This is a genomic window from Flavobacterium sp. AJR (assembly GCF_002156885.1).
GTDB lineage: Bacteria > Bacteroidota > Bacteroidia > Flavobacteriales > Flavobacteriaceae > Flavobacterium.
The window spans coordinates 33,349-46,100 of the sequence record NZ_NCWQ01000071.1; the positions used below are offsets into that span (position 1 = coordinate 33,349).

The 12,752-nt window shown below is 30.8% G+C and carries 14 protein-coding genes; 2 read left to right on the forward strand and 12 right to left on the reverse strand.

Annotated elements, in window-relative coordinates:
* Nucleotides 1-9 precede the first annotated feature (9 nt).
* Nucleotides 10-552: a DUF177 domain-containing protein gene (locus B8T70_RS17655; RefSeq protein ID WP_039120573.1), complete on the reverse strand. Its 543-nt coding sequence runs from the start codon at nucleotides 550-552 to the stop codon at nucleotides 10-12.
* A gap of 107 nt (nucleotides 553-659) precedes the next feature.
* Complete coding sequence (gene pdxA, locus B8T70_RS17660; RefSeq protein ID WP_086895681.1) at nucleotides 660-1,709, reverse strand: 4-hydroxythreonine-4-phosphate dehydrogenase PdxA; 1,050 nt, start codon at nucleotides 1,707-1,709, stop codon at nucleotides 660-662.
* A 58-nt stretch (nucleotides 1,710-1,767) separates the two neighbouring features.
* On the opposite strand from pdxA, the gene B8T70_RS17665 reads away from it, so the two are divergent.
* Complete coding sequence (locus B8T70_RS17665; protein WP_039113099.1) at nucleotides 1,768-2,355, forward strand: riboflavin synthase; 588 nt, start codon at nucleotides 1,768-1,770, stop codon at nucleotides 2,353-2,355.
* Nucleotides 2,356-2,389: 34 nt separating this feature from the next.
* Here the strand turns inward: B8T70_RS17665 and B8T70_RS17670 are convergent, their stop codons facing one another.
* A complete protein-coding gene (locus B8T70_RS17670; RefSeq protein ID WP_086895682.1) occupies nucleotides 2,390-2,617 on the reverse strand; it encodes a hypothetical protein in 228 nt (75 codons plus the stop codon).
* 459 nt (nucleotides 2,618-3,076) lie between these two features.
* Here B8T70_RS17670 and B8T70_RS17675 point away from each other — a divergent pair, with 459 nt between their 5' ends.
* Entirely contained in the window at nucleotides 3,077-4,366 is a 1,290-nt protein-coding gene (locus B8T70_RS17675; protein WP_086895683.1) for a cytochrome P450, read from the forward strand.
* Nucleotides 4,367-4,819: 453 nt separating this feature from the next.
* Here B8T70_RS17675 and B8T70_RS17680 read toward each other — a convergent pair whose 3' ends face one another.
* From B8T70_RS17680 to B8T70_RS17720, 9 genes are all read right to left on the reverse strand, one after another.
* Nucleotides 4,820-5,218 carry an ASCH domain-containing protein gene (locus tag B8T70_RS17680; protein WP_086895684.1) on the reverse strand — a complete coding sequence of 133 codons (399 nt, stop codon included), beginning with the start codon at nucleotides 5,216-5,218 and terminating at the stop codon, nucleotides 4,820-4,822.
* Nucleotides 5,196-6,698, reverse strand: a complete 1,503-nt coding sequence (locus tag B8T70_RS17685) for a PIN domain-containing protein (protein ID WP_086895685.1) — start codon at nucleotides 6,696-6,698, stop codon at nucleotides 5,196-5,198. Before B8T70_RS17685 ends, B8T70_RS17680 begins: the two co-directional genes overlap by 23 nt.
* The gene (locus B8T70_RS17690) at nucleotides 6,695-7,534 is read right to left on the reverse strand and encodes an HNH endonuclease (RefSeq protein WP_086895686.1); all 840 of its coding nucleotides are present in this window, start codon (nucleotides 7,532-7,534) and stop codon (nucleotides 6,695-6,697) included. The genes B8T70_RS17685 and B8T70_RS17690 overlap by 4 nt, the downstream gene beginning before the upstream one ends.
* The gene (locus tag B8T70_RS17695; protein WP_086895687.1) at nucleotides 7,531-8,595 is read right to left on the reverse strand and encodes a hypothetical protein; all 1,065 of its coding nucleotides are present in this window, start codon (nucleotides 8,593-8,595) and stop codon (nucleotides 7,531-7,533) included. Before B8T70_RS17695 ends, B8T70_RS17690 begins: the two co-directional genes overlap by 4 nt.
* 36 nt (nucleotides 8,596-8,631) lie before the next feature.
* Nucleotides 8,632-9,180, reverse strand: coding sequence for an ATP-binding protein (locus B8T70_RS17700; protein WP_086895688.1), 549 nt, complete (start codon nucleotides 9,178-9,180; stop codon nucleotides 8,632-8,634).
* A gap of 203 nt (nucleotides 9,181-9,383) precedes the next feature.
* On the reverse strand, nucleotides 9,384-10,028 hold the full coding sequence (locus B8T70_RS17705) for an NUMOD1 domain-containing DNA-binding protein (protein ID WP_086895689.1): 645 nt from the start codon (nucleotides 10,026-10,028) through the stop codon (nucleotides 9,384-9,386).
* Entirely contained in the window at nucleotides 10,018-11,406 is a 1,389-nt protein-coding gene (locus B8T70_RS17710; RefSeq protein ID WP_086895690.1) for a primase-helicase family protein, read from the reverse strand. The genes B8T70_RS17705 and B8T70_RS17710 overlap by 11 nt, the downstream gene beginning before the upstream one ends.
* A gap of 168 nt (nucleotides 11,407-11,574) precedes the next feature.
* Nucleotides 11,575-12,306 (reverse strand): hypothetical protein, encoded by a 732-nt coding sequence (locus tag B8T70_RS17715; RefSeq protein WP_086895691.1) that lies wholly within the window; start codon nucleotides 12,304-12,306, stop codon nucleotides 11,575-11,577.
* 179 nt (nucleotides 12,307-12,485) lie between these two features.
* Complete coding sequence (locus B8T70_RS17720) at nucleotides 12,486-12,734, reverse strand: hypothetical protein (protein WP_086895692.1); 249 nt, start codon at nucleotides 12,732-12,734, stop codon at nucleotides 12,486-12,488.
* Nucleotides 12,735-12,752: the final 18 nt, after the last annotated feature.

Sequence of the window (12,752 nt, forward strand, 5' to 3'; positions counted from 1 at the left end):
TTTACTATATTATTTATCCGTTAATAGTTTCTTTAATTTGTCCCAACGAGGGTCAATATCTTCTTCTTTTGTACTCTCTACTTTTTGTTCTTTTATAGTTAACTCATTCAGCTTATCCAAAGCTTCAGTTTTTAAACTTCCGTCTTTAATTCCTGGATGAATTCTTTTTAGAGGAACCGAAAGTGCAATCATTTCATAGATATATTGTGCTATATCTATTTCAAATTCACCATAAGGCAGAATAAGCAATTCTTCATTGTCATTATTAAAAGCTTCTCCAAAACGCACTATCAACTTCATACTACCCTTTAATGGTAAATCAAAATCTTCGCTTGTTAAGTCACATGGTACATTTACCGTACCCTTGTGTTTGAAACCCAACTCTAACATGTTGCTTTTCTTCTCTAAAACTACATTTACCTTGATATCAGAATTTTGAAATTCTTCATAATCAAAGTTCTCAAAGAACACATTATTTATTTGATACTCAAAATGGTGTTTCCCTAACTTTAATCCTACGAAAGGAATTAAATATTCTTTTGTCTTGCTCATTTCAACATCATTTTTCCTAATTCATATTCTGAACCACAGAAGTCTGAATCGGGGTGCAAAGATATAAAATTATTGTAAAACTAATAATCTTATTCACCTTTTTTTGTTTATAACTGTTTTTCTTTTATTTTAAGAGGTTTTTTGCTAATCTCCTCATATTGATTACGAGAGCGAAATATGTCTATTGCCAAATAAACAGCCTCTTTAAATGAATTGTAATCTGCAACGTCTTTCCCTGCAATATCATAAGCTGTACCGTGATCCGGCGAGGTTCTCACCTTGTTTAAACCAGCTGTATAATTAACTCCTTTACCAAATGCTAATGTTTTAAAAGGAATCAATCCCTGATCATGATATGTAGCTACAATTGCATCATATTTTTCATATTGACCACTTCCAAAAAAACCATCTGCAGGAAAAGGTCCAAAAACCAATGTCCCTTTATCAAATATTTTCTTTAATGTCGGCTTTAAAATCGCATCATCTTCTTTACCAATTACACCACCATCTCCACAATGCGGATTAACTCCTAAAACTGCAATTTTCGGTTTATTGATACTAAAATCCTGAATCAATGATTGTTTAATCGTTTGAATTTTACGCTCTATTAATTCTTCTGTAAGATGCGATGCAACCTCACTTAACGGAATATGATCTGTTAACAAACCAACTCTTAGATTATCCTGAACCATCATCATCAAGGCATTACCCTCTAACTCCTGATCTAAATAATCTGTATGCCCAGGAAATTTAAACGTTTCCGATTGAATATTATACTTATTGATAGGTGCAGTTACCAAAACATCTACAATTCCTTCTTTTAAAGCTTTAGTAGCTGCAACAAAAGACTTTATCGCGTACTCCCCTACTTTATCATCATTAGCCCCCAGATTAACATCAATCCCTTCTCTCCAAAGATTAAAAACATTAATTTTTCCTGGTAAAATCTGATCTAATTTATCAATTCCATGCAACATTACCGATGAAGTAAAATTCTTTTTGATAAAAGAAAGAATTTTCACATTTGCAAAAATAACTGGTGTGCACAGCTCAAGCATCCGAGAATCTTCGAATGTTTTAAGAACAACTTCGCTTCCAATACCGTTTAAATCTCCTATTGAAATTCCAACGATTATATTTTCTGCATTTTTTATCATGACCTCAGGTTATTTATTACTAATTTTGATGTGCAAATTTAGTAAAATAAAATAAGAAATGTTTACAGGAATCATAGAAACCCTTGGCAAAGTAACCGAAATAAGAAAAGACAGAGACAATCTTCATATAACTGTAGATTCTACAATCACAAACGAACTTAAAATAGACCAAAGCGTATCCCATAATGGTATTTGCTTAACTGTTGTAAATACACAGGACTCACTTTACACCGTTACAGCCATCGCCGAAACAATACAAAAGACAAATATTGGAGATTGGAAAACTGGTGATATTATCAATCTAGAAAGAGGCATGAAACTAAATGACCGTCTTGACGGACACATTGTACAAGGCCACGTAGATCAAACAGGAAACTGTATTGCAATAGAAGAAGCCAACGGTAGCTGGAACTACACTTTCGAATACGACGAAAATCTAAACAATATTACAATCGAAAAAGGGTCAATTACCGTAAACGGAGTTAGCTTAACCGTTGTAAACTCTAAGAAAAACCAATTTAGCGTATCGATAATCCCTTATACTTTTGAAAATACTAATTTCAAAGATTTTAAAGTTGGAACTAAAATAAATCTAGAGTTTGATGTAATCGGAAAATATGTATCGAGATTATACAAAAACAACTAAAAAAACAAAAGCATTAATAAACAAAAAACTCCAGCTATGCTGGAGTTTTTTGTTTTGATTTATGTCTATATATACTATATATCCCGAACGATAATGCTCCTACAAGCAACAATACCAAATTTTCATCGATAGGTGTAGGCGGCCCTATTGGTCCTGTTGGCCCTTTTTGCGGAGGCCCCGGCGGAATCGAACCTGCCAAAACAGTAACAACATTAAACATGAAGAAAAAAACCATTAAAAACTTACTTGAAATAATTTTCATATAAAAATATTAGCTACCTGAGTTCAACACAATAAATAAAGGAAATCCGTTTTTTTTTATTAAATCTTGTAATGAAAAAACTCAAAACAAAATTGCTGGACAAATGTATAAATTTAATAGAAAGCTGCAATACCTTAATAAAAAAAGCTTAAACAAATTCTAAAAAACACAACAATTATCATCAACAAAAACACCCAACAACCTGATTATAAGCTATTTTATTTCTTATCACATCCACACAATTCAGCATTTAACAAACTAAAAATCCTACACAAAAAACATTACCAAGACATAAGCTAAAACCCAAAAACCGCTCCTCATTATCAAATTCTTATTTACTTCTGAAGTACAAAAATAATTAATTTACTAAAAATCAATACTTTAATTACAAATTGAACGATTTTTCCTTATTTTTATAATGAGTTTCACCCAAACACAACTCCTTTAAAAATACCTACTATGAAAAATCCCGTTATCAACAACAAGATTGACTTTACCAAAACCCGAAGCACATGTCCTTATGCTACGAAATCACACGTCCCACTTGATTTTTACGACGAATCATTTATTGCAAATCCTGAATTGACGTTTCAGAAACTAAGAAACATTGCTCCAATTCAGCAAATTACATTGGGGGACGAATTCCCCATATGGCTAATTTCCAAATACGATGACGTAACCAACATGCTACGCGACCCCAGATTTGTCAAATCTCTAAACAACTCGCAAACACTTAACAACGAATCCTCAAAAGAAAAAGCCAAACGAACAACAGCCGCATATATACTAAGAAGATGGCACATGCTTTCCAGCGATCCACCTCAACATACACGACTGAGAGGTTTTACACAAAAAGCTTTTACCCCAAAAATAGTTGCCGAGATGCGTCCTCGAATTCAACAGATAACCGATGAGCTAATAGATAAAATCTACGACAACAAAAAAATGGATTTCCTTGATGATTTTGCTTACCCACTTCCTTTTACAGTAATTATCGAATTATTAGGTATCCCGATTGAAGACCAAGAAAAACTTAGACGCTGGTCAGATGTTTTGATTGAGTCTCATATAACTGATAAAAACAAACAATCTCTCAATGAAAGTTCTGAAGCTTTTATCGACTACATGAAAAACATACTAGATTTACGCAGAAAAAAACCTGGTAACGACCTTATCAGCGCTTTTTTAAAACTGGAAGAAGCCGAAGACCACATGACCGAAGACGAACTTTACGCCTCTATCCTACTACTTATCATCGCTGGCCATGAAACCACACTTAACCTTATTAGCAACGGAATGCATGCTTTATTATCTCACCCTGACCAGTTGGAGCTTTTAAAAAACAATCCAAAACTAATTCATTCTGCCATCGAAGAGATGCTACGATATAATAGCCCCCTTTTTGCTTCAACAATGCGATTGGCCGCAGAAGACATCACTATCAAAGGAATTACAATTAAAAAAGGAGAAGGAGCATTGGCATTATTCTCATCTGCAAACCAAGACGAAGCCATGTTCAACGATTCACTTCGCTTTGATATAACCCGAGAGAACAACAAGCATCTTGCTTTTGGTCATGGAATACATTTCTGTATGGGAGCGGCCTTAGCTCGCCTAGAATGCGAAATAGCCATAAATACTATTTTAAACCGGTTACCAAATTTAAGATTCGATAAAGAAGCCAAAGTTCTTAAATGGCGCCCCAGTAACATAATACGAGGATTACATAAATTTCCTGTTGTTTTTTGAACCCTAAAAATTTTTACCCACAAAAAAAGCCTCTACTTTACTGTAAAGGCTTTTCTTATTTAAACTGTGGTCCCACCTGGGCTCTCCAGTGACGCGCTATGCGATTGTTTTTCATAGTATTAAGCATGCTATTATTATTTAGGCATCCGAATTGTATGCCTTTTATTAATTTTATTTATTAATTTTATTTAATGATTTTATATAAATATTGTAATGTAAGTCTATTATAATTTATTAAACATTCATTGTTTTTTATTTAATCATAACTTATTATTGTTAACCCACTAATAAAGATTAGATTTTCTATTCCTAAATTAGGAAGTAAATTTTAAAAACTAAATTTAGGGTCAATTATTTTAATAATTTGCAAATACTCTTATTTGATTAGTATTCTTTTTGTTTGAATATCTAAGGTTCTTGAACCACTCAATCGCCAATTTGATGTAGATGCAGTTATACGGTCGTGCTTTCTTCTAATTCCCGTTGTAGATAAACATATGACTGAGGAGGAACAACATTAAAATCGTCCTTAATTGACAATGGATTTTTATATTTTATTGTATTCTTAATTTTAATGGCGTGTGCAATTTCTCTGTCAGCGAAATATTTATAAAAAAAATCTTCTGTTATTCCAGAATGCTTTTTTGTCATTTCCCAAATAGCTTTAGGATTGAAGCTAAAAATATCATCAATTTCAAATTCTCCTATAACTTGTTGAACGGGAGATGATGCGTAAACAATAACTGTTTTTACGTTAGGATTTTTAAATATAACTTTACGAAATTCAAATTTTTTAGTGCCATCAAATATTTTGAAAGCATACTCTGGCTTAATCGACAATAAAACTCTCATCGCTTTTTGTTGCTTTTAAAATGTTATTTAATTGATTTTTTGAAATTTTTTTAAATCCTCTAGGAGCATCATTAATTCCATTTAGTACTTGCAAATCTATTAATTCTTTCATGTTTATTCGATGTGGAAAAGAATAAACATATAAAAATTTTATAACAAAAGGTTTACTTGCTGAATAAGACCACATTGCGCGAAGTTGGTCTTCAGGAAAAACACTACTTTTTCTGCAGTATAATATAAATTCTTCAACGTTTATAAAATCATATTTAATTTCTTGTACTACGCCAATTGTAGAAATAACACTTTTAAAATAACCTCCAGTCCGATAAAACACTAATATATCACCGATGTTAGGATGAGGTGTCAGAGCTCTAGATACATAAACTTTATTTATACCGTTACGATGAGGGAAATCTTCGATAAATTCTTCTGGTGATTCTGTATTTAAAATTGAGTCAGGTAATAATTCCGTATGATAATCGGGATAAATTGGAACAATATAGCAATCTTTATTACTAGAAATATATGGATAACATAGTTTTAAATTTTTTTCATCAGTTTTTCTACTAAAATCTCTAATGTAGACAAATTCATCATTCTTCTTTCCCCACAATGTAAATCCCCATTGTTCTAGAAGTTCAATCAATCTTTTTTGTTCATCTCTTTTATCAAAAATAGTGACGTAAATTTCATCTACTTTGTTTTTAAGTGCATTGTCAAAAATAATTTTTATAAATCGTTCACCAAGCCTAAAACCGTTATTAATGACTTTAAAAGTTCCTACCTTAAGACGTTTTTTTGGAGTAAATAAAGGAATGATATCAGTAAATGATTCTTCTTTATTTTCTACTTTCAAATATAAAAATGACAACAGTAATCCATTGTTTGAGTTAACTGTTATATAAGCTTCTTCATCAAATTTTTTAATAAACCACTTATCAAAACCAATATAGTCTTCCTTTAAACTGGTAAAGAAATCATCATCAAGATTTATTCTGCCAAATTTTAATTTCTGGACATTTAAAACTTTGTAATTTACTAAATCGGGGTGCTCTGCAAACGTTTTTTCAAGAAATGAATCTATTGTAAATACTTTGTCTTCAATCCCTAATTTAGTTGCTTTCCTGTGAATCTTTTTGTCTTCAGTAATTAAAACATCTACTCTGCCAACAAAGACTTCATTTAATAATTGAGTGTCATTTATATCATTTACATTAACATCCGTTTTATCAGAAACAAGTTTGACTTCAGCTTGCAAAGGCGAAGGAATTTCTATTTGTTCATAGCTATCTAATTTTATTTGAAAAGATAGAACAGTCTGTCGGTCTTTATATTTTTCAATTTCTGCTATAGATAATGAATGAACACATTTTGTGTATTTTATTCTATCTAACCAACGATACAAAATGCCTACATCTTGATTAATTACCTTTGAAGCTTCACGATGAATTATGATATTAGTGTCGAGTAATGCTCTCATAAATTTAAGTTTGAATGAAATTCAGATTTTTCCATCTGTAGGATTGATTTATTTTCGTTGTCAGATAACCAAGTAACATATCTATTTAATCCTGCATCGGTCAAATTTATTGTATATTCTACGCCCATTATAGCCATCACAAAATATAGATTGTCAAAAGTGTGAATTTCGTTTTGAGTTGTTGGATTATCAGGGATTAAAAAATCATACTCATTTAATTTTTGTAAAATTTTATTTGATTTTTTATCATACTTAATTTGATGTTCATCGTAGATTCTTCTTATATGATAAGGCCATATCGTATAACCCTTTCCATATCTAACGAAATCACGAAGCATATCTAAACCACTATTCTCAACAAAATCTTCTTGCCAATCTTCTGCAGAGGACACTCGTTTTGCAAACGCTTCAAGAGCAATTTTGCCGACGAATTTTGAAACAAGTAAATCATTTTTAGGAGGCTCAGGGATTAGTGGAATATAAAGTTCATTGTGTTTTATTATGGTTTCTAATGCTTTTTTGCCCTTATATATAACCTCAATCGTATTGCTTCTTTCTTGAGAAAAACTAATTTCAATATTATCTTTATCTTTAGTAAATCCTGGAATCCTTGGTATTTTACCTTTTTTGTTTTCAATCATTATTCGCCCCCTTAACGATTTAAAATATGGCATTTCTAAGACGGTTTTTTCAATTTTATTACCAAAGTAATTATTACAAGAATCACATACTACACCTTTAGAAAGCACCTGATTTTTATTCCCAAGACTTTCAGGGATTATATGCTCTACTGATTTAGAATTTGAACTATCATTTTTACAGAATATACATTTCATTTTTTCGAACCAAAATTAGTAGATATCCAAGACCAAGTCTTTTTTATATTGTAAACAATTAAGGGTAATATAAAATATATAAGAGTAGTAATTGCTAGACCAAGGGCAATAAAAATTTCGGATGGCAATTCTGTCCAAACTTTTAAAAGTGAAATTTCAGGAACAAAAGTTTTTCTAAATGCGGGGATGAATAATAGCACACCACAGAAAATATTTATCAATATAGCTAATGCAAACTGTCCCGTTCCAATTCTTTCCATTGAATATATTGAGAAGAATGAATAAGACTCAGAATCTTGTTTCTTATTGAATACGACTATGAGTTCATCTTTTTTTACTCGCTTATCGCCCAAATACTTATTGAAAGATTCGTATTCTAATGTCCTTACATTTTTAAGCGATGTATTATCAAAGAACACGATGTCATACTTATTTGGCAATATATTAAAAGAAAAGCAATACTTTATTTTACAAAATTGATGGTCGTTAAAATACTCTGTTTTGTTGTCTGGTATATTTCTTCGTTCATTAACTTTAATGTCATAAATAATTGTGGATTTACTCACACCTTTTTTACGCATAGAGATAAAGGGGACAGAGGGTTTAACCCAAAATCTAAAATAAAGATTTGGCTTTGTTTCTTGATTGTACTCTCTATAAGCTTTAATGTTTAAAGTAGCTGTAACAATTTTGTCTTCATCAATCTTTATGTCGGCTGGTAACACACAAAGTTCATTCCTGTCGTTAAACGTATGGATAACCCCTGATTTATTTGTGTTGTTTTTTAAGTATTTAGTTGCACTTATTGAATCGTTAAAAATAAACCGACTATTATCGGCAATACTTAGTTTATCATACAAGTCTTTCATTTCACAAGATTTTTCTACCCAAGGGATAAAAAGAGAAATAGTTAAATTGTCATTTGTTATTGATTCTTTGGAAATTTCAAAACCGAACTCTACTAAAGAACTATTGTTATTAAACTCCCAAGTACAAATATGAAACCTCTCTATTTGAATAGTGTTCCCTTTTTCGGTATATATAAAAAATGAGTTTTCCATTAATTTATTCCTCTTTGTTTAACTTCTAAATATATATTAAATTTTACTTTTGGTTTGCCCCATCAAAACACGAAGTGAAGTTAGCAATTCAGAAAAGTCATTTTGAGTTCCGATGTTTAAAGTTACCTCCAAAGTTTTTGACAAATATCTAGCATAATTTAACTCGTTTTCTTGCATTCTGTTTAAGAGTTCTTTGTCATAAGGGCGGTTGTCCCGTTTTTCAAGTCTATTCTTGATTTCAATGATGTCTCCCAAGATAATATTCAAAGAAATAGGGTTGATTAATTTAAACGTATCGAGTGGGACATTTACAATTTCGTTAGCGCTATTAAATAAACAGTAATGTCCATCAAGTATATAAGATTTGTCTTTCTGAATGCTATTATTCAAGCCGATAATTAAACTGTCTTGAGTCTCGGGAATATTCCGCACTTTTTTATTTTGAAAATCTGTGTTTATGTCTTTCCATTTAATAAGCTCACTTGCTGATAAGTATTGTAATTTTACTTCATTGCAGATTTGCTGACAGATGGTACTTTTACCGACTCCGTGAATCCCTCCTATAAATACAATGTTAGCTTTCATGTTACTTTTTTAAGCATGCCACATAATTAAAGAAAAGCATTGTAAATTATAATATTCAATACACTTTGTCGTTTACTTTATGCTTTTATTCGATAAATTGGTTTTTAAATGTACAACTTATTTTTTTTCAATCATAAAAAGTTGTTAAAATTAATCTGTATGGGTTATAATAAAAAAGGCAACCCTTTCGAGTTGCCTTAATTTTAGATGTACTTCCAAAGAAATCCACCTGTTTGTTCTCTTTCTCCCCTACAGCATCTGGTAATACAAGTTTTGGATATTCCTGTTATTCTCGATGCTTCTGATGCAGATTTGAAATTTTCAATAAATTTTTCATCTAATGAAAATTGACTAACTGACTTTTTTCGAAGATCTTTTTTTGGAGAAAAGTTTTCAACCAATTCATAAGACCAAAAGCTATCAGAATACATAGTTGAATTAATACAAGCATTTGATATTCTTTGTTTTCCTAATCCTAAATTATCTTTAATTATTTTCAAACTTTCAAAAGTTTTGATCAATTTACCTTCTAAATTGTATTGGTATACTTCTTTTTTAATACCTCCACCTCGATCACAGTTATAGCCGTTTTTAACTGAATTGTATTTGAAAATATATTTAGTTTCTTTTTGAGCTAATTCATTGTTATTATTTGCAGTATCAATCTGTTCCCAAGTAAAAGCTTCAGGGCTATATGTTGCGATTGCTTCTTGAAAATATGAGCCAACTTTTTTTTCAGCTTTTTGAAGGTGGTCTTGTTTGCGTTCTTCTAATGACTTGGTACTAGCTCCAATGTAAACTTCCCCTGTTAAGCGGTTTTCTGCCTTATAAATTATACTATATGCCATTTTTTGTATTATTAGGTGTCATAGTAAATTTATAATTCCCTCCTGTTGAAGTAATGGAGTATATTGTCCCTTTTTTATCTGCGTAAATCTTAAGCCATTTGGCCATTTGATGTGAAGTTATCTCTTGCATTTCTGGATAGGTAGTTTTAAAATCACTTTCAAATTTTCTTTTATCAATTAAAGTGTTATTTTGAATATATGCATCGGCATAAGTTACAAATTGTTCATTTAGTCCATCTAGGAATTTATTCTGAGATAAATTAATGTGAGGTACTTTGAATAGCCCATGTTGAAAGTAAGATTGACAACAGTCCAACATAAAACCGTAAAATTTATTCCATTCATCGACATCCCATTGTGAACCAAAAAATCGATTTCCAAATTCTGTTTCGGGTGTATGATCTTGATTGTAATGATTATTGATTTCAAATTCATGTCTTCGTCTTTGATCAGAAGAACCGCCAGGACCAGAAACGTAGTAATTTGATGTGATCAATAATTTCGGGGAGTTGTTGAAGTCAATAAAAAAGGCTTTTTCTCGTTTGCGTTCGACTTCTAGTCCAGACGTAATCATTGGAAAGAAATTTTCAATACTGTAATTGCGTTTTAAATCATCGTATACTAAAACATCTGTAGTTAATTGGATTCTTTGGTTTTTAAACCAGCTACCTTCTTTGATGTCTTTAGCATCAAAAATTTCAACTTCTCTACAAGCTCGTAGAGCAGTTGCTAGCATTGTCTTTCCTGTACCTCCATGTGCTTGGTTGCCTTGACTCATTTTCTCATCGTAAAGAATGACTGCTTTAGGTTCTCCTACTTCTTTGTTGCGATGCATTAAATATCCCAAAATGGTTTTTAAAGCTAGTAACCTTTCTTTATCTCTTCCTGAAATATTTTCACAAAATATTTCAAATTGACCTTTTTCAGAGGAATGTGAAAATGATTTAGGTATAACTCTTTTTTCCCAAATAGGATTTTTTAGATCCTCATAAGTTTTGGTTGCAATACCTTCTTTGGTTACTTCACAAAAGCAATTTTTAAAATAGAATATTGAACTAGTTCTTGTATCTCTATCATTTATATTTTCAATCGTTGGAAGCATTTCCAATTTTTTTGTTGAAATATAACTGCTCACACCCTTTACAAATACTTCTAGTACTTCTGCTTTTTTGTTTTGTATTAGGTAGTCTCTAACCTCATTAGCCATTTGAGCATCATTAGTAAGACGTAATCTGTTATTAACCAATTTTGCGAAAACATAATTATTCTCTCCTATTATTACCCTGACATATCCATTGTCACCTAAGAACTTTAGTAAACCTACATGCAGGATTTTTGGTGCCCCATTCTCTGTCCAAAAGACATTTTTCATTTCCATATTTATTAATATTAATTTTGCGTTTCATAATTAAAGGAGAAACACTTTCCTTGCTGTTTTCATAAGCTCCGGATACTTATTTTGACAGTGCAAAGGAAGAAATATAATAAGTCTACTATAGGGGGAAGTTTTTTTTCCCCTACAAAATGAATATGAAAAACAGGTGATTTACATTTCGTAAAAAGAATCGTTTTGAAGCAGAATTTTTAATCTAGTTATTGAATTTTGTATTGTTTTATAACTGTTTTTAAAGTTGTTTAATTTTTTTCCAGCTTTTTGAATTGTTTTGTACGATTGAGTAGATTCATCAAAACACTCAAAATGACGTTCAATTAAATGACCTAATTGTGATTCATTGTGGTGAACAAGTTTCTTTTTGTCTCGCAATAGAGCAAGTAGGACTAATAAATCCTGTTCCATGAGTTTAAATTGAAATTTATCTTTAAATTCAAATTGTTTAAGATAATCATCATTTAGGAATTCTAGAACAATCGCCATTTGAGAAGACAACCTACTTCTTGTTTCCTCATTTAAAAATTCATTTTTTTTAATAATTGATTCCTTCTCGTAGCATTCTTTCAATGTGTCATTGATAAAAAGTTCAATTTTTATTTTATCATATTGAAAAGTTGTTTTTATTTTTTGCTGGATTATATTTATTGTTGATTTTGATAAATTATCGATTTTTGGATATAAAAAATCATCAAAAAAAGATAATTCTGCGTAACCATCCTCGTTGTATTTATAATTTATGGAAAAATCACCTTCTATAGAATGGTCAAATCTAGGTTCTAAAATGCCATTATATTTTGCATCGTATGATGCAAATTTGTGTTGTAGTGCTGCATAATTGATTTCTGAAGTAAAATCTTGAAATCTTAATAGGGTATGTAAAAGCATAGTAAAAAAGTTGACGTCAACTTTGACAAGTTATTATTAAATAAATAGGTACCGCAATTTAATAAAACTACGTTACCTATTTTGATCTAGATTTACATTTTCAGGGCTTTTTTGGTTGGGCAGAAAACGACCTCAAAAGTTTGGTTATACAAAATACAACATAACTGCCTTTTAGCTATTTATATAAGAATATCAAAGTGGTGATAGTAATAAGCATTGGTCTCAACGATAAATACAGTTTTTAATTCTACTGTTACTTTTACTTCTATGACATTGACAATTTGCCATTTTTTTAATGAGCCTATGTCGTTTAATACCATGACTTCAAAAGGGCACTCTAATTTAATTAATGAGTGTAATTCTGAAATAACCCATAACTCATTAGGAGAACTGTATTTTAATATTTCTGCTAATTCTTTTTTAGTCATTATTCTTTTTAGAATTAA